The sequence below is a fragment of the Bremerella volcania genome, from assembly GCF_007748115.1.
GTDB classification, from domain to species: Bacteria; Planctomycetota; Planctomycetia; order Pirellulales; family Pirellulaceae; genus Bremerella; species Bremerella volcania.
Genome location: NZ_CP036289.1, coordinates 2,407,753 through 2,427,095 on the forward strand (window position 1 = coordinate 2,407,753; position 19,343 = coordinate 2,427,095).

A 19,343-nucleotide genomic window follows, 5' to 3' on the forward strand; every position below is an offset into this window, starting at 1 on the left:
TCTTACGGTCGGCGGCACGATGCTACGGCTTAGAATATCGTGATCAGGTCGAATCCGATCGTGAACTGATTCTTGGAGGTGCCGCTGTCGTAGGCCCCGTTGATGCCTGGCGCCGACAGGTCGCTGTAATCCCAACGTGCTTCGGGTCGCAGAATGAACCACGAGTTCGGGTGATAGTTGGCACCCAGAGTGAGTTCGTAGTAATCGCCACCGCTGGCGACGTTGTCGTTCGCCAGGCCGAAGACGCGGGCGTTGTCCCGGTCGTCAAACCACTCGAAGCGAATACCCAGGTCCAGGCATGGATTCACGGTGTAGTACAAGTAGTTCGAGATACCGAACCAGGTTGCCTGTGCCAGATCGTTCGAGGTGTTCAGGCGGGCGTTTTCTTCGGCACCCAGGTTGTGTTCCAACACGTAGGTCCAGCACTGGTTGATTCGCTGTTGGAAGACCAGGCTGTAGGTCGTGCGATTGTTTTGGCCGGTCGGATCTTCGCTGCCGGTATGCAGCGTGAAGCTCAGCTTGGTCGCTTCATGAGGGCTCACCCAGCGGAAACCACCCAGGAAGCCAACCTGGCCGTTGGGCTGTTCAAACGTGTTCCAGCCACGCGTCACGCCACCGTACCAGGTCATGCATGACGAAGTTGGGTAGCTCGCCAGAATGCCGGTGTGGGTGAACGGTTCTCCGTACTGCATCATGTAAGAGTGCGAGTAGAAGAAGTTCTCCGGAGCCATAACCGACTCGTACCCCATGATGGTATAGAAGTGACCTGCTTTCACGTTCAGGCCATTTCCCCACGGTACGTTGGCTTCCAAATAGAACTGCGGCAGAGCGATACCATACAGGCCGGCATTGCCAGCGTTGCGCGGACCGGTGCTGCTGTTCCACTTCTGCGAGTTGTCGTCGTATGTTTCGAGCCCGGTCGCTTGGATGAAGTAGTAGTCGGTACCATACAGCACGTCGATGCGACCGCCGATGTCCCAAGTGCAGGGATCCTGGCAAACGTCGCGTCCGAACGACAGGTACAGCTGATTCATCATGTACTCGTTGGCCTGATCGTTGAAGATCAGTGGGCCATTAGTACCCGCGGGGCCGATCAGTCCACCGTCGGCGTTTGGGTTGCCGGTGAAACCTTGTTCCAGCCAGCTGTTGAAAAACCACTGATCGCACAGGTTCCAGCAGGGCGCCGAGCAGACGCCCGCACATTCAAGACAGCCCGAGTCGCCGCAGCATGAAGCCGCAGGCTCGACCATCATTTCACCCGCCTCCAACGAGACCATGGATGCTGGCATCAGGGCCGAAGCTTGCTCGACCTGGCTGCCGGCGCGAGTGGCCGGCTTGTTCGTACTTGTCTGGGCGAGCACCGGGGAAGCCAGGACGGATCCAAGCAGGCAAGCACAGGCAACGATATTGGTAATTTGATTGCTTTTCATGGCTGCTCTTGCACGCCAGGGGGACGCGCAAACCTTTGAGGGGCGATTTTACAAATCGTATCAGTCGTATCGGTATTCCCGACCCACCCAGTTGATAGGAACTCAAACGATTTGCGCGATTATTGTGCCAGCAGTGGCAGCGTCGCGTGGCCTGCTGGCTGCTGGTGCCTCATTCAAATAGTGCTCAGCAGCGGGTTTAGAAGAACAAGATGATATCGAGCGAGAAGGTGTACATGTCGTCCTTCATGAAGTCGTTGAAGACGCCGTCGGTCCCGACCGGGGTAAGATCAGACCAGTCGTATCGAGCTTCGGGACGAATCAGGACGTGCTGGCATGGCTTCCAGTTGGCACCCAGGGTGAGGTCGTAGTAATTGCGACCGGTGAACAGCGGTGCGACCGGTACCTGCTGGATACGCCAGTTGTCTTCGTCGCAGAACCACTCGAAACGACCACCAAACGAGAGCTGATCGTTCCAGCGGTAATAGAGGTAGTTGGTGATGCTGTAGAAGAACGCGTCGGCAGGGGCAAACGACGCGTCCAGGAACGCATCGTTCTGAACGCCAAAGTCGCTCACTAATGCATAGTCCCAGTAGCAACCAAGCTTGCGGGTATAAGCCAGCGTCTGAGTGTAGCGATTCTGGCTGCCAGTCGGATCTTCGCTGCCGGTATGCATCGCATAAGACAGTCCAGAAACGCCGTTAGTCCAACTGGTGCCCAGCAGGAACCCGTACGATCCGTTGATGTTCTCGAAGTTGTCCCAGCCATTGGTCATCCCTGCCTGGATGGTGAAGCAGGTGGTCGGGCTGTACGAGGTTACAAAACCGGTGTGTGTCTTGGGGTTCCCATAGACGTAGCTATAGCTGTGCGAGTAGAAGAAGTTTTCCGGAGCCGGCACCGTTTCGTAGCCTAGCAGCGAGTAAAAGTGCCCGAACTTGGCCTTCAAGCCCGTTCCGACCGGGATGAACGTCTCGGCGTAGAACTGCGGGAGCGCCAAGCCATTGAGGGCACGGGTATCGCCGTCACGGGGGCCTTGGCCGTTCCATTTGCGGGAGCCGTCTCGTTCTCGTTCCAGGCCATTCGATTCGACCCAGAAGTAATCGGTGCCGTACAGCACGTCGACTCGCCCGCCAAAATCCCAACTGCAGCAGTCTTCGTTAATGTGCTTTCCGAAGGTCAGATAAAGCTGGTTGAACTGATAGTCGTCCGCGCGATCGTTGAAACCCAACGGTCCATTGAAGTTACCGCCGGGGTGATCGGTGTTGGCGGTGTAGCCCTGTTCAAGCCAGCCATCGAAGAACCAGTCTCCTGAGCAGCACTTATCCCAACAGCTTCCGCAAAAGCTCGATTGGCAGCTATCGCAGTTGGTTAGCTGCATTTCGACAGCCTGGTTGGCGGCAGCTTCATTGGCGGTCGACTCCGCATACAGAATGGGCGCAACTTCCAACTCGGCTTGCTGAAGCTCGGTTTCGAGGAAGTCCTGAGCAGGCAGCGAAGTTACGTTGAGGCCTGCAATCAGGCCGCCGATTGCCAAGGTGGCAGTCGTCAGGCGACGGAGCATGTTTCCCATTCCTTGTACTCATTTCCCGGCGCAAAGCGACTTGGGAAGCGGGTGAAGTACAACGTTTCGTGAATTCCGTTGGCAACGATCGTTCGCAATGATGGCAATATCCGTGTGGAATCGAACGGATGCGTTGTCCGTATTGGATTCGGTTTCATGACCATCAAAAGTTTGACGGAAGTGCCGGATATCACTAGGTTTACTTCTTGATGGCTGGAAAATTCTACGCAAACTGCCTATCTTGTTGGCTCCTCTGCTGGGGGTTATCAAGCCGTTTCTGAAGGTCGGGAAAGCCGCATGATTTCAGTCGATTGGCGCGACCAGACCGATCCGCGGCCATAGCGAGCTTACGCAGAGCATTCGTGCGCTTTTGCGCATTCGCTCACCCGTAAGATCACCATAGTCGGCAATATCGCTGTCTTTGCTATCTTGCCTAGCTGTTGGGCTTGTCGGTAGAAACAGACGGGATATCGACGTAACACATTGAAATGTAAGGTCTTGTGGGGATAGCAGGGGTCTTGGAAGCGATTCCTAAGGGAACGACTTTGACGCTTAGCTCAGAATTGATGCGTCGTGTGGGCAAAATAAAGAGAATGGGCAATTAGATTCCTGGTAATTCATTGAAATTGATACAACCCCTGATTTTAATGGAACTACCTGATCCGAGCATTCCTCTCTAACCCAGGTGGACTGTCTGTTCAGAAATCGGAGTCTCAAGGCTAGGCTTACCCCCTTCTTCCTAGTCTTCGTAAATCCACTCTCCACTTGAAACTGCAAACCGACCATTCCCCGGGAACTTTGATTGGCCGTTGGTGCAAAGTATGAAAAACACTACTCTCGTTCGTAAACACTCCCTCACTTCCAACAAGCCGCGTAAAACTGTTCGCGGTACTCGCAGCATGCGGTTGGAAAGTCTTGAGATTCGCGACCTGCTCGCCGCGAATACGCTCGACTTCGTCGACAATCTTGAAATTGGTTCGCCGGGTGAGAAGCGGGACCTTCAGTTGGAAGTTGATCCTTCGTCCGGCACCGCGATCGTTGCCCTGCGAATTCAAGGCACCAGCGGCAACCTGGATCCTGCGATTCCGCTCGTGTTCATCCAGGACACCGACCGCAACAATCCAGCCAATCACGTGCCGCTGATGCAGGCGATGGCCAACGCCAACGGCAGCACCGACAGCGTCGTCCTGTTCGAGGTATCCGCCGGGGCGAATTTCACGATCGAAGTTGGGGGAACTTCGGGATCGGGCGGCTTCCTGGCCGAGGTCATGCTCTTCGGTTCGACCGACGGGGACGGCACCGTTTCGGAAAACGAATACATGCGATCTGTGGCTGCCGAGTTGCAGGCACGCGGTGCTGGCAATCACAACACGGCCGCCTATTTCCAATCGGTTTACGGAATCGACTTCAACACTTCACAGTACAACGCGGCATTCGACGCCAACTTGAATGGCAAGATCGATGGCTTCGAGGTGGGCTACGTTGAGTCGAACATGGGGGGAGCGCCGGTCATCCTCGATCTGATTGGTGACAACGAAGCACCGGCTGTCGAAGCGGCGGTTGCTGTCGATACCGGTAGCTCGACGACCGACAACATCACCAGCGACACGACCGGCATCTCAGGGACGATCACCGATTTCAGCAAGATCGTCTCGGCAGAGATCTCCATTGTCGGCGGCACCGGCGGGAGCATCGACCTGGCCGACACCAATACGCCACCGAGCATTTCGGCTCTGAACCAGACCGACAACGAAATCACCTTCACCCTCAGCATCGCCGACCTCGACGCCCTGCTGGGTGCCGGCACGGTTCTCAATACCGGCAGCTACACGCTGGAAGTCACCACCGAGGATGAATTGGGCAACACCAGCATTACGCCGTTCCAATTGGTCTTCGAGTTCGACAATGCGGCACCTGCGGCACCGACGACTCCCGATCTGGATGCTGGCAGCGACTCGGGCGACAGCGACACCGACGACCTGACCAACGATACTACGCCCACGTTCACGTTTACCGCGGAAGCGAACTCGACGGTAGCGATCATTTCCGACTTGGATGGCCAACTCGGAACCGCAACCGCCGATGGCTCGGGCAACGTAACGTTTACCGCGCCAACCGGATTGTCGGAAGGTACCCATGTGATCACGGCGACGGCCACCGATACCGCTGGCAACGTCAGCGCGGCTTCGTCGGGGTTATCGATCGTGATTGATACGGTCAGTCCGGCCGACGTCAGCGCGATCATGCAGACGAACAATCCGACCAATCCTAATCTGACCCCGGAAACCACGGCGACCTTCACCGGAACCACCGAAGCCAACGCTTCGGTGGCCATTCTCGATAGCAACTCGGCGGTCATAACGACGACCACGGCCGACGGCTCGGGCAACTTCACCTTTACCGGCATCGCGTTAGTACTGGGCCAAAACGATTTCTCGTTCGTAGCCACCGACGCCGCTGGCAACGAATCCGACCCGGTCTCATTCACCGTATTCCGCAACACCCAGCCGACCATAGATGCAGGCATCTTCTCGATCGACGAAAACTCGAGTGTCGGAGCGGCCGTTGGTACCGTTACCGCGGACTCGCAAGATGGTCCGACTGATACCCTGACCTACTCGATCACCGGCATCGACTCAGGCTTCGAAGGAACTTTCGCGATCAACGCGAGCACCGGGGCGATCACCGTTGCCGATACCGCGAACCTGAACTTCGAGAACAAGACCTCGTTCACCGTCGAGGTTCAGGTCATCGACAGCAAGGGGGATGGTCTTGGTGGTGCCGGTCTCGTGACGACGCAGAACATCACGATCAATGTGAACGACGTCAACGAAGCACCGGTCTTTGCCCAGGATCCTTACACGCTGACCGTCGAAGAAAATTCCACGAATCCAACCGTGGTGAGCGGCGGTCCGATTGTCGCCACCGACGTCGATGCCGACGATCAAGGTACCAACCTGACTTACGCGATCACCGGCGGAACCGGTGCCTCGTTGTTTGACATCGATCCCACCACCGGCGTGGTTACCGTCAAGACGGGAGCGACGCTCGATTACGAAACCACTGATTCCTACACGCTCGACATTTCCGTCACCGATAAACTCGACGGCGATAGCAACGGAGAAGTCGGTGCGGTGAACACGGTTACCCAGACCGCCACCGTGAACCTGATCGACGTCAACGAAGCTCCTGTCATCACCAGTGGTACCACGGCAGACATTGCCGAAAACAGTGCCAACGGAACGGTCGTTACCACGGTAACGGCAACCGACGTCGATGAAGACGATCCTCCGTTTACGTTCGCCATCACCGGCGGTACCGGCGTTGGTGTCTTTGACATTAATACGTCAACCGGCGAGATCACCGTCATCGACTCGGCTTCCCTGAACTTTGAAGGGGGGACCACCTCGTTCACTTTGGATATCGAAGTTACCGACAATCTCGACGGCAACGGCCTGGGTGAAGTCGGCATGGTGCTGAGCGATAACTTCCAGCTGACGATCAACGTAACCGACGTGAACGACGCTCCAGTTGCTGTGGCTGCTCCAACGCTACAGATCGATGAAAACGCCGCCGCCACGACCGCCGTTACCACCGATGGAACGATCGTTGCGGATCTGACTGACTACTTCACCGATGAAGATATGGACACGCTCACCTTCTCCATCATCGGTGGAAATAACGGGGCGTTCGCCATCGATGGAGACAACATCGTCGTCGCCGATTCAACGAAGTTGGACTTCGAAACCAGCGGACTCAACAGCTACACGCTGACCATCCTGGCGACCGACGACGGCACCGGGATGTTGACCGCTCAGCAGGATATCGACATCCAGGTCATCAACCTGAACGAACTGCCGATTATTCCAGGGGGTACGATCTCGTTCCCCAATATCTCGCTGCTGGACGTGGATGATGCGAGCGACGTCAACGACTTTAGCCTCGATATCGGCCTGACCGATCCAGAAAACGACACCCTCACCTTCTCCGGTGACGAATTCAGCGTTGTTGCCGCTCAGGATGTCGACGGCTTCTTCCAGCTGAACACCGATGGCACGATCGAGCTTCTCATGCCGCTGTCGCAGTTGGATCTCGACGTCAACGGCGAGCGCACGTTTACCATTACGTTCTACATGGACGACGACAACTCGACGCTGACCGATACCCCTGGTATCAATCGAGGACCGTTCACGCTGCAGTTGATGGTCACCGACAACGAGGCTCCCGTCTTCGTTCAGCCTGCCGGCATGGCTTTCACGATCGAAGAAAACGTCGATGACAGCATCATGGACGGTGACAGCCTGACGCCTGCGGTGATTCTGGAAGCGACTGACGTAGAAAACGACGCGTTCACGTTCACCATTGAGCCAAGTGCATCGAATTCCAGCCAGGGTCTGGTCGACCTGTTCGAGTTGGTCCTGGTCGATGACATGGGCACCGGCGACCCGAACGACGATACCTACGAACTGGTCGTTGCCGATGCCGCTGGCCTGACGTTCGACAACGTCAACTTCCTGGGGGCTACCGGCGGTGTCTTTGATATCGACCTGGTCGTGACGGATGCCGTAGGTCGCTTCAGCACCAAGACGATCACCATCACCGTTACCGACGAAAACAACCGTCCGACCTTCGTCGATCCAGGCAACCAGAGCGTCGATGAATTCGTCGAAACGGCGACCGGGTCGCTGGGCGCCGAATCAGGCGACGTCGTTTACAATCTCGGTGGTGCCTTCAGTGATATCGATGCCGCAGCTAACCTGAGCTACAACATTGATGCCGCCGTCTTGACCGGGACTTCAACCGATATCACCGGGGCGTTCACGATTGATGGTGATGAAATCAAAGTCGATATGGCCCAGTTGATCGACTTTGAAGGTCTCACCCCAAAGAGCATCACGCTGACGATCACCGCTGACGACGGCCAGGGTGAAGCTAATAGCACGGTCACCGGCGACATCACTATCCTGATCAACGACCTCAACGAACTGCCAATCTACGATTCGCCGACCGATGCGTTTGAGATTCCGTTTGTCGACGTCGACGACGAGTTCCTCGGTACGCCGATCGTTCTGGGGAACATCTCCAGCGTTCTGACCGAGACCGATCCCGAAGGGGATACCATCAATTTCTCCCAGATCTCGATGGGGGGCACTGGCTTCGAGTACTTCTCGCTAGGTACCGATGGCACCATCTCGCTGATCAAGAACGTGCCCGACGAAATGTTCTCGAACCAAGAGCGTTTCTTCACGCTGACGTTTGATTACAACGACGGCGTCGGCGGCGATAGCCTGGACTCGAATACCAATCTAGGATTCAGCCCATTCGAGCTGACGATCCGCGTCTTCCAGAATCCGCCTGCGACGTTTGACGATCCAGGCAACTACGACTTCTCGGTCGACGAAAATACGCCGGTCAGCAGCACCATGGTGCAGACCGTCTCGGCAACTGACCCGGAAGGTGAAACGGTTACCTACAGCATCGACGATCCATCGGGCACCTTCGACATCGATGCGAATACCGGCGTCATCACCATCATCGATAACACCGCTCTCAACTTCGAGGCCAACACACAGCTCACGATCACCGTCTTCGCCATCGACGAAGCGATGAACATGACGCCGGAAACGATCACGGTCACGATCAACGACGTCAACGAAGCTCCGGTCATCGATAACAACCCAGGTCCGTTCAACATCGACGAAGACATCGCCGATTTGACGTTCGTGGGCCAGGTGATGATCACGGACGTGGACGCAGGCGATTCGCACACGTTTGAAATCGTTGGGGGCGACCCGAACGGCGTGTTCGCTATCGATAACAGCGGTAACATCACGATCGCGGACAACGCCACCATCGACTTCGAAACCACGGACGTTTACACGCTCGAAATCAAGGTCACCGACAACGGTGGTCCTACGCCGGGCTCAAACAAACTGTTCGACTCGCAGTCGTTCACCATCAACGTGGGTGACGTCAACGAGGCTCCCGTCAAGATTGGCGCCGACTTCGCACTGCCGATCGTCGACGAGTCCGACCTGACCACGCAAGAGATTACCGATCCTCTCGCTACCGCCGGAACGAGCTTCGTTAAGCGTTTTGACATCGACGTCAGCAGCTTCTATGCCGATCCGGAAATGAGCGACGTTCTGCTGCAGGTGAACACGGACTTCGATGGAGACACCCCAGACTTCACCGCCGGTGGCCACATCATCAGTGCCACTTTCGACAACGTCAACGATCAACTCGTGGTCGTGTTCGAGTACTACGGCGTCGATCAAGACCGGGCCCCGACCGAAATCGAATTGATTGCCGTCGAAGATACCGTTGACATGTTGCAAGCGACCTCGCCGCTCAACATTACCGTCTCGGTCACCAACGAACAGGCCGTCGACTTCCAGTTCATCCCCGTGCTCAACCCAACGATCGACAGCACCAATGGGTTTGATGGCGTCTCCTTCGCCAATCTGCCTACGGCCACCGATCGATTCGCCGACGAGCAAACCTTCTTCGTCGAAATCTGGGGTACCACCCTGGTTGGCCAGGACGATGTTTCGGATGGCAATAACGGCGTTGATGGTCCTCAAAATGCCTGGATCGAAGGTTTCCGCCTGGTCGTTCTGGGGCTGCAATACCGTGATGATCTGGTCGACGTGATCGACATCATTGCTCCTGCTCAGGCCCTGGGCGAAGGTGGCGACCCAATCGAATGGATGAATGGCGAGGTCAACAACTTCAATGCCTTCTTCGGTTCGACGGGTTCACTCGATCTCGAACCGCCGATCCCAGGCTTCGGCTCGATCGGTGGTGACGGAAGTTACGTCCGACTTGGCTATCTGCAACTGCAAGCCAAAGTTGGGGTCGAAATCAGCAATGTCACCGACCTGGTATCGATTAACTTTGCCGATAGCGAAACGAGCATCGCCCTGAACGGTGCCGACGAAGGGGATCTGCAGCCCCCAGGTGATCCGGAAAACCCCATTCCACGAACCGCCGATATCGAAACTACGATCGACCCATCGCAGATCACGATCGTCAGCACGCCGGTTGATATCGTTGATGCCGAGAAGTTCACTATTTCCTCCACCAATAGCCAAGCGGTCATCGGTGTGCTTGGTCAAAGCACCATTGACGGCCTCGAGGTGTCCGGCCAGGGTGGAAATGGCGTCGGCAACGTAACGAGCTTCACCGGTAACATTTTCGTTCTCTTCAGTGGCAGCGAAACCGACCCGGATTCGTTCGAGATCATCGGTTCGGAATTGATCCTGACTGAGAATCCAAACGGGCCATTCAGCCCTGGCGAACCAACCACCCCAGGCGGAGAACCTGTCGGAGCGGCCAGCGATCCTGCGAACTTCGGCTTGGAAGCATTCGAGCCTACTCAGAATCTTCCAACGCAAGTTGCCGTTCGCGAAACGGTGCTTCGCATCGGTGGAATGCCTCAGGTAACCTTCGGTCAATCGGACGACCCGTTCAACTCGGAAGTCAGCTTCAATTCGTCCGGATTCAATTACGACATCGCTTCCGGTTTCGCTGACATCGTCAGCGAGCAGCCGTTCGGCCAAGGTTCGCTCACGTTCGCCGAACGCAACAACCTGGGTGGCATTTCGTTAAATTCCAACGGAACCGAGACGTCGTCCATCGAAGGTGATTCCAATGGCGGTTACGTCCTCACGCTGAACCTGAGCCGCTTGATTCAGGAAACTTTCAACGTTCAGCAAATCACGGCTAACGCCAACCTGGCGTTCAGCGGAACCATCGTTGCCACGACCGGTGGTGCGGTGCCGCTGCAAGGTACCGTCTTCGTTAAGGATGGGCAGCCGCTGGAAGATGGTTCCGGCATGTTCGTCACGGTCAATAAGACCCGCACCGCAACCGACGCCAGTGGTCAGGTAGCGGAACTGCCAGACAACGTCGACTGGGCCTCGGAATGGGACTCGCTGTGGGTTGAAGTTTGGGGTAACACGGCAGACGCAAGTGGCGTCTACGGTGGTACGCTCGACCTGGCCTACAACACCGACTTGTACACTGCCACCCAAATCGAATACGCCTCGTCGATGACCGTCGGTCGCGGTGGTTCGATCGACGACGCCAACGGCACGATCACCGGTCTGGGCAGCCAGTCGGAAGTCTACACGATGGGCAACGGCTCGTTCGTCCTGCTGGGACGCGTCAAGCTCGAATCGCTGCCGGGTGACGGCATCGACGTCTCGGTGGGTGGCGACCTGTCGGCCGAATCGCTCGGCCTGGCCGCAACCAACGCCAAAATCATGCTCAGCGGTATCGGCGCGGTCGATCCCGATGTGACCGACGTTGCCGAGGTCGATGTCTGGGCCGTCGCTTACGACGCCAACGACGACGGCAAGATCGGCATTGCCGACTTCAGCCAGTTCATCAGTGCGTACGGCAAGTCGACGCTGACGGCCAACAATGCCCTGTTGGCTGCGTTGGACTTCGATAACAGTGGGCGTGTGGGGCTGTCCGATTTCTCGGCCTTCATCCAGAACTACGGCAAGAACAAGCTGAACGCCGCCAGCATCAAGTATCCCGAAACCTTCACCCAGATGTGGGTTGGTAAGGGGGTTGAACTGAACGGTCCAGACAGCCTGCAGGATGTCTTTGACCAAGCCATCAGCGACTGGCAAGACGCACTGGGTTGGGAAGAACCAATCGATGTCAAGCTGGTCGTGAAGGACTTCGGCGATGCCCAACTGGGTGAAGCCGAGCTTCTGGGGCTCGACGAAAACGGCCTGCCGCAGTTCGGTATCTTGACCTTGGACGACGACGGTGCCGGTCTGGGTTGGAGTTCTGACCTGGAAGGCGGCCCCGCCGAAGGCCAGTACGATTTGTACACCGTGATCCTGCATGAACTGGGTCACTTGTACGGCTTCATGTCGCACTATGCCGGGTTCGCGGACAACGTGGTCACCGACCATGATGGCAACAAGATATTCATCGGTTCCGACTTTGTCGCGGTCCTGGACGACTACGCACATCACCTGGATGCCACCGAGCACATGGGCGACGTGATGAACGCTGCCCTCGACCCAGGCCAACGTAAGCTGATTTCGGCTCTGGATGTCCAGATCCTGCAAACGGCCTACGAATCGGCTACCTCCGGTCAATCGGTCGGCGGTGGTTCGGCTGCTCTGCATGCCACCGTGACGACTCAGTCGATCGTCGAAGAAACGATCGCTCCGGTTGTCACCGAAGCTCCAGTTTCCTTCGTGTTCGACAAGGTGGTCGATGTCGAAAGCGTCAGTGGCCGCACCGGCTACGAAGCGACTATCTCACCGGTCGTTTACAACGAACTGATCAAGAACGGTGTTCGTGTGACGACCTCCTCGTCCACCGAAGTTCAACAGCAGATCGAAGAAGTCGACTCGGCGGTAGCCACGCTGGCGATCGAAGACTCGTCGCTGCTGCTGGCGGATTCGGTCGAGAACGCGGAATACTTCGCCACCGAAGAAGATTCGACCAACGTCGACGACCTGTTCGCCGAATGGGATTTCAACTCGGATCTGGAAGGTTAATCGCTCGACGGAAGCGAATAGCCATCAAGATCGCAAGCAAGAGCCGCGCCTTCCCGGGGGCGGCTCTTGTTTTGCGCGCTGCAAGCTATTGCTCCCCTTGGGGATGGGGAAATTCATCGCTCTTCCATACTTTTCAGCTTGGCGCCTGGCTGTTAGGTTGTCCTCCGCATTCATCCTCTCTCACCGATATCTACGTAGCGGAGCACAATCATGCTTGGAATCGACATCGACGCTTGCCGTAGTCGCCAGAAACGCTTGTTAAATGCCTTGCAAAGCCAATTGCTTGACGCCATCGTCGTCACGCAGAACGAGCACGTCCAATGGCTGGCCGGGCCTCGCTACGATTTCAAGTTTTCGCCAGCTGCGGTCCTGTTCGCCGATGGCCGCCTGGCACTGGTCGCTCCGAACGAAGCCCCCGAATCGGCCGCCGCGGATGACGTTCGTACTTACGAAGCCCAGTGGCTCTGCACGCTCCGCAACGATCAACGAGCCGCGTCGAGCGCGAAAGTCCTCGATATCCTCCAACAAGCTGCCACGGTCAAGCGACTGGGCGTCGAGTACTCCAGCTATCCGGTCCATGTCTCGAGTCAGTTCAGCGCCGAGCTGATCGACGTCGAGCCAGAGATCTACCGTCAGCGCCGCAAGAAAGACGCCGACGAACTGGCCAAGATCCGCATGGCTATCAGCGGCACCGAAAAGATGTACGAAAAGGCCCGCGAGATCATTTGCCCCGGCATCAACGAACTGGAGGTCTTCAATCAGCTGCAAGCGGCCGCCGTCGTCCAGTTTGGTGAAGCACTCACAGGCACCGGCAACGACTACGCCAGCGGCGAAATGGGAGGCCCTGCCCGCGATCGCCGCGTGGAAGATGGCGAGCTGTACATTCTCGATCTCGGCCCGGCCTTCCGCGGCTACTTCGCCGACAACAGCCGCGCGATCGCCGTCAACGGCAAGCCAACTGACGAGCAGCAGGAAGCCTGGACCTACATCATGAAGGTCTTCGCGCATCTCGAATCGGTTGTGAAGCCAGGCAAGAGTTGCAAGGAACTGTTCCTGGAAGTTCAAGACATCCTGAAACAAGCCCCCATCGGCGAGTTCCCCCATCACCTGGGCCACGGCATCGGCTTGTACCCCCACGAGGCCCCGCACTTGAACTCAAGCTGGGACGATACCTTCGCCGTCGGCGACGTCTTTACCTGCGAACCAGGCCTCTACGATGCCCGCCTGAAATTCGGCATGCGTCTGGAAAACGACTACCTGGTCACCGAAACCGGCATCGAAAACCTCTCGCCATTCAAGATGGAACTGGCTTAATAAGTTTCAAGCTGGTTGTCGTCCCCCAACCCTCCACTCCCCTCGCCCCGATGGGAAGAGAGCCAGGGTGAAGGGCAAACCGGGTACCAACTTCTCGAATGCAAGAAGAGAAGACCAACCACGGATGGCACGGATGAACACGGATAGAAGAGAAATGGTATGTGGGTGCCACTGCCGCCCCCGGCAGTGCGACGTTGGTACCCGTTCTCGATTCATTCCCATCCGTGATATCCGCGTCATCCGTGGTCAAAAATTTTTTTCTGCGCGCACTATCTCACTGAAGCGCTAGTCCTCTAAATTGCACGTACACCCGACGAAGCAATCACGCTTCCGGGTGCCAAGCCCACGTTCGCGTGGGCATGCCCTCTCAGCCCCAACGGGGCGACAGAGAATAGCCAGGGGCGTCAGCCCCTGGTAGGTGACCAGAAAAAAACAAGCCCTGAAAGGGCGACAGAACCTATGTGTCATTCATGATTCTGTCGCCCCGTTGGGGCTCACCATTCGTCATGCATCCAGGACCAGGGGCTCACGCCCCTGGCTATTCTCTGCCGCCCCCTTGGGGCTCGGAAGAACTCGAATCCAAGGGTGATACCAAACGTTCACCACTCGTTTTTCTCGTCCCTAACACACTCAACACTCGAAAACGTCATGTCCCATTCACACGCACCACAACCTGAACAACACGGAGCTGGCTCAACCGGCCACGCTCCGCAGGTTGCCGTGCGCGAGGGGAATCGACTGCTCTGCCCCTGTTGCGGAGAAGTGTTGATGGTCTTGCAGGAACAGCCGGCCAACGAGTCGCAGCCCAAGAAATTCTGGCCGCCGAAGATGGCCCCTCCGAAACGAACGCCTCGCCCACAATCGGCCACGCTCAACGAAATCATTCGGCGGCAAGAGGCCCAGGAGGAAGCCGCGTTTCAGGCTGCGATGGCGAAGGACGTTCCTAGCCAGGACCCGCCTGTCGAAGCGTTCGGCCCCGACCGGCCCCATTACCGGGCCGACAGCATCGTGGTCGAAATCGATCCGGAGGTCGCGGCGTACGAGTTCCCCGAAATCGATCCTCCCCTGGTCCCCAACGGCCGAACGCCCAAACGTTCGCGAAGTGATTCTTGCGAATACCGCGAGCCCCGCGAACGCGACGCCGTGACGCGCTACGAGGAACGAAAGCGTTACCGGCTGCGGCAGCCGCTGCGCGAGCCGCTCACGTACGAAGCCGCACGGCTGTACGCGTGGATGTTCTACCGCATGAAGAAGCTCAACCTGCAGCTGATCGAGGAGATCACCGCGAAACAGGCCGAGATCGATGCGCTGGAAGAGGAACTCAACGCACCGGTGAAAGAGGCTTTCAGCGAAGAGCAACCGCCAAGCGAAACGCCGCCCCAAGTAATCTCCCGAGCCGTAACCAAAAAGATCATCACGCCTACCCGGCGCGAACACGTGCTTCGTGCGATTGAAAAGCGTGTCCACGCGCACGCGAGCATGGCGTCCAACAACGAAACACGACAAGTCGAAACGGCCCACGAACGCGGGCCGCCTTGATTGTGTCAGCCCAAGAGGCTGACAAGAAAATCCTGTCCCCTCTCCCTCGCAGGGAGAGGGCCAGGGTGAGGGTTTGTTGTGCGGTTTTTGCCTCACATCGCTGGTTGAAAGTTCCGAGTCCATCGCGAACATAGGCCGCGCATGCGCTTTCAGGCCGGCGGGGATAACCCCGCACCCTATCCTTCTCCCCTCGGGGGAGAGGGGACAGGAATGTGCTGCGCCTAGGGTGTTGCCTTGCGTGTTAGTTCACGTTGGGGTCTTGTGGCATGCGCTTCAGGTTGAGGGACTCGCGCATGATATTCGAGCCTACTTCGCCGGAGACGCTTTTCCAGAGGATGTCGTTGTTGGTCTCGAAGACTTGTTCTTTCTTGGCTGGCAGCGTGAGCCAACCGCCCACTTCCAGTTCGGCTTCCAGTTGTTGGGCGCCCCAGCCGGAGTAGCCGAGGAACAAGCGAAACTCGCTTCGGCTTTCGTGAATCAGCGGCTCGATGTTTTCGCGTTGGCTCGAGAAGTAGACGCCGGGGATCACCTCCAATTCAGCGAACTTCTCTTCCTGGTGAATCGCCATCAAGGGGCCTTCGACCGGTCCCCCTTGCAACACGTTTTCCGGGGCGTCGATGTTTTCGCCGGAGACGTTCTTCCAGATTTCCTGAACGGTGAGATGGATCGGGCGGGTAAGCACCAGACCCAGCGCGCCTTCGTCGTCATGCTGAACCATCAGCACCACGGTTCGCAGAAAATTGGGATCGGGGAGGTAAGGGGACGCAATCAGAAATTGTCCGGCCAAAGATTGCATCGCTGGCATAGCTCCTCGGAGTCAGAACAAACGGGTCAACCGCCGTTGCCGTAGTGATCGTGCCAGATGCATCCGCCCCAGGACCAACCAACCCCAAAACCCACCAAAAGATGTTTGGCGCCTTGGGTCAGTCGATTCTGCTGTCGCAAGTCGTGAATCAAAAGGGGAATCGTCGCCGAGACCGTGTTGCCAACGGTCTCTAGTGCGATTGGCATACGATCGCGTTCGATCTCCAGGGCTTCCTGCAGCTGCTCCAGCATTTTACGGGTCGCCTGATGAAATAGATAGAGTTCCACGTCCGATTTCGGAATCCCTGCCGCGGAGAAGATATTCTGCACCAACTGCGGAATCGCCCCGACGGTGAAGCTGATTAGCGCCGGACCATCCATGTACAAGCGGCTATTCCAACGCTTACGATGGCGCGGCGTGTGGGCGTCTTCCGCCAGGCGGGCTCCCCCGTCGGTGACCATCAGCGTATCGGCCCCGCTTCCGTCGGTACCGAACTGGAAGCCGTCGAGGGTCGGTTCGGGGCAGGCTTCAATCAGCGTCGCAGCGGCCCCATCGCCGAAGATCGTCCGTAAGCTGCGATCGTCGGGATCGATGTATTTAGAATAGGTTTCGGCTGTAATAAAGAGGACTCGGCGAGCAATGCCAGCACGGATGAGCCCTTCGGCCAGTGACAAGCCGTAAATGAACCCTGAGCACCCCAGATTGAAATCCAACGCCCCGCACGAGATCCGCAGACCTAGCCGCTGTTGCATCAGGCAGGCCGTCGTCGGCAGGGGGTAGTCTGGTGTTTGCGTACAAAAGAGGAGGAAATCGATCGACTGCGGGTCGATCTGGTGTTCTTCGAACAGCCGCTGGGCCGCTTTGACTCCTAAATCGGACGCGCACTCGCCGGGCGCGGCGATATGTCGCGAGGCGATCCCGGTTTTGGTGTAAATGAGATCCATGTCCCAGCCGGGAAATTCGTCCTGGAGTTGCTGGTTGGTCTCAATCCTTTGGGGAAGGTAGGTAGAGATGGGACCTATGAATGCGTATTTCACAAACGAAACTCTTCACTTCAATTTGACAGCTGGAGTTGGCCGATCACCTGCGTCTGGTCAGAGCGGCCTTCCGGAGCGCCAAAGCGCACCATGTGGGTCCTCGAAGCTTATCAATTCCGGGATACGTGCGATACCCAGGCGTAAGAATTACCTACTTTGGACGGTTTGCAGTGGCGACGGGCACGGCCTTGTCGGGGGCTGGATGTCTGAGGCAACGAACGTCGGTTTGGGTAATCTGCCAAAGATTTACGGGGAGCCGATTGCCCCTTTTCTGGTAGCAGCGGAAAAACTGCGGTCAGGCCTTCGTTTCTGCCGAAAAAACGTTCGTGTCTTTCCATCAAAAGTATGGGCGTCGTTTTGAAGGGAATCAAAATTGGCTGCCGGGCGTGTTTTTCGTTATCTGCTGAAGTCGTGGTTGTCCAAGCCGGTTCATCAGCGAGAAATCTACTCGTGGATCCGTCAGCAAGCTCCGATCGTCAAGATCGCCGAGGTTGGGCTGGGAAAGACCGAGCGTGCTCACGAGTTGATCGAGTTCGCGCAGCTCTATGCCGACGGCCGTCCGATTCAGTTCCTGGGCATCGACATGTTTGAAGGTCGCCCTGGCGGCGATGGCATTCCGCTGAAGACCGCCCACAAAACCCTCCATGCCCTGGGAGCCAAAGTTCAGCTGGTTCCCGGCGACGCCGCAAGCGCCCTGCCCCGCGTGGCGAATGCGTTTCGCGACGTGCAGCTGTTGATTATCTCGGCCGATCAAGATATCGAAAGCATCCGCCAGTCGATCTCGTGGATCCCGCGGATGCTCAACGAGAAGAGCCTGGTGCTGTGGGAAGTGAAAGACGATAAGGGGCAGTTGAGCTTCGGCCGTTACAGCATGAGCCAGATTGAAGCGATGACCACCAGCCCGGTCCGCCGCGCCGCGTAGCCGTTGGCCTGCTACTGGGTCGGGGCTCGCTCGATCGAAATGGCGTAGGTGACGTCGCGCTCGGGGTTGGAAGCGAAGTCGCCATCGTCGTCGTTGACCTGCAAGATGATCTTTTCGTAGTCCCGATCGGCCGTCCAGCTGAACGGATTGTTGACCGTCTGCCCAGGCACAAGCGTCAGCTTCTGCAGATCGTTGTTGGCTTCCAGCGCACAGATCCCCGTGCGGCACTTGTCGCCGCCGGCAGGGACCGCGTCGTCCGGGGATGCGGTGGCCAGGCCGCCCCACGTTTTCCATTTGCCGGAAACGTAACGCAGCTTGAGGATGTCTCCCTTGTTCATCGGGCCGACCACGTAACCGATCGGGTACTTCGCGGTGATCTTCACGTTCTTGAAGTCGAACGAAGAAAGATCGCCTGAGGTCATGTCGTCTGCGGCGTCATCCTCCATCGGATCGGCCGGCATTGGCTGCTCTTCCCCTTGAGGGCGAAGTTCGACGGCGGGAATCCAGCCTGATTTCGGCCGCCCGTCGACGCTGTACGAAACGAAGTATGCGTTGTCCGATGGACGCCGGGCAAAGACCTTGCCGGGGTACCACTTGCTGTCGACCAGCACGTCGATCGCCGTGCCAGGCGTATAGATCTTGTCGGGGTCCCCCTTGCCAGGATCGGCCGGCTTGGTGTCCATCGGAGTCGAGGTTCCGCTGTCGGTCGACGTGCCGGACGAACCGCCGTCGGTATTGTTGGCCATCGACCCGGTGCCCGGGCTGGTCGGCGAATTGCCCATCGGGGACGCGGCGAGATCGGCCGGAGCCGGGCCTTGTCCGCTGAGATACTTCAGATAGGCGAGCGTCTGGTCGCTCATGTGCTTCACAGGAAACCAGATCTCGGCGCGATCGGTCGTCCGAAACTGCACGTACTCCCCTTCCCGCTTGAGCGCTTTACCGGTGAACTCGAAGTTGCCGTACTTGCTTTGGAAGGTGTAGTTGTTCTGGCTGGTGGGATAATTGGCGTCTTGAGCGAAGCACGGGCCACCAACGAGCGCAACGAGAACCAGGCTAAGTACCAGCAGGGTTGGGCAACGGAAGATTGACATGAGAACGGTCCGTTTCTATTTTCGACGGCTAAGGAGCAGTTGCCAGTATACACCAAGGGGGAAGGCGAAATACCTGCGATTCGTTAGATTCACAGCCCGTGGAGTTCTTCCTCGACG

Annotated in this window: 9 protein-coding genes; 4 read left to right on the forward strand and 5 right to left on the reverse strand. The window is 57.4% G+C overall.

Going from position 1 to position 19,343, the window contains the following annotated elements; translation table 11 throughout:
* Positions 1-29: 29 nt before the first annotated feature.
* Together Pan97_RS09895 and Pan97_RS09900 are read right to left on the reverse strand one after the other, a co-directional pair.
* On the reverse strand, positions 30-1,430 hold the full coding sequence (locus tag Pan97_RS09895; protein ID WP_144972083.1) for a porin: 1,401 nt from the start codon (positions 1,428-1,430) through the stop codon (positions 30-32).
* Positions 1,431-1,626: 196 nt separating this feature from the next.
* Positions 1,627-2,988, reverse strand: coding sequence for an outer membrane beta-barrel protein (locus tag Pan97_RS09900; RefSeq protein WP_165698683.1), 1,362 nt, complete (start codon positions 2,986-2,988; stop codon positions 1,627-1,629).
* Positions 2,989-3,809: 821 nt separating this feature from the next.
* On the opposite strand from Pan97_RS09900, the gene Pan97_RS09905 reads away from it, so the two are divergent.
* From Pan97_RS09905 to Pan97_RS09915, 3 genes are all read left to right on the forward strand, one after another.
* A complete protein-coding gene (locus tag Pan97_RS09905; RefSeq protein ID WP_144972087.1) occupies positions 3,810-12,518 on the forward strand; it encodes a cadherin domain-containing protein in 8,709 nt (2,902 codons plus the stop codon).
* Between the two features lie 210 nt (positions 12,519-12,728).
* Positions 12,729-13,832, forward strand: coding sequence for a M24 family metallopeptidase (locus Pan97_RS09910; RefSeq protein WP_144972089.1), 1,104 nt, complete (start codon positions 12,729-12,731; stop codon positions 13,830-13,832).
* 648 nt (positions 13,833-14,480) lie between these two features.
* On the forward strand, positions 14,481-15,371 hold the full coding sequence (locus Pan97_RS09915; RefSeq protein ID WP_144972091.1) for a hypothetical protein: 891 nt from the start codon (positions 14,481-14,483) through the stop codon (positions 15,369-15,371).
* 241 nt (positions 15,372-15,612) lie between these two features.
* Here Pan97_RS09915 and Pan97_RS09920 read toward each other — a convergent pair whose 3' ends face one another.
* Together Pan97_RS09920 and Pan97_RS09925 are read right to left on the reverse strand one after the other, a co-directional pair.
* Complete coding sequence (locus Pan97_RS09920) at positions 15,613-16,167, reverse strand: YqgE/AlgH family protein (protein ID WP_144972093.1); 555 nt, start codon at positions 16,165-16,167, stop codon at positions 15,613-15,615.
* 35 nt (positions 16,168-16,202) lie between these two features.
* Positions 16,203-17,213, reverse strand: a complete 1,011-nt coding sequence (locus Pan97_RS09925; RefSeq protein ID WP_144972096.1) for a ketoacyl-ACP synthase III — start codon at positions 17,211-17,213, stop codon at positions 16,203-16,205.
* A gap of 373 nt (positions 17,214-17,586) precedes the next feature.
* Here Pan97_RS09925 and Pan97_RS09930 point away from each other — a divergent pair, with 373 nt between their 5' ends.
* Positions 17,587-18,135 (forward strand): hypothetical protein, encoded by a 549-nt coding sequence (locus Pan97_RS09930; protein ID WP_144972098.1) that lies wholly within the window; start codon positions 17,587-17,589, stop codon positions 18,133-18,135.
* Between the two features lie 11 nt (positions 18,136-18,146).
* On the opposite strand, the gene Pan97_RS09935 is transcribed toward Pan97_RS09930, so the two are convergent.
* Complete coding sequence (locus Pan97_RS09935) at positions 18,147-19,226, reverse strand: hypothetical protein (RefSeq protein ID WP_144972100.1); 1,080 nt, start codon at positions 19,224-19,226, stop codon at positions 18,147-18,149.
* Between the last annotated feature and the right edge of the window lie 117 nt (positions 19,227-19,343).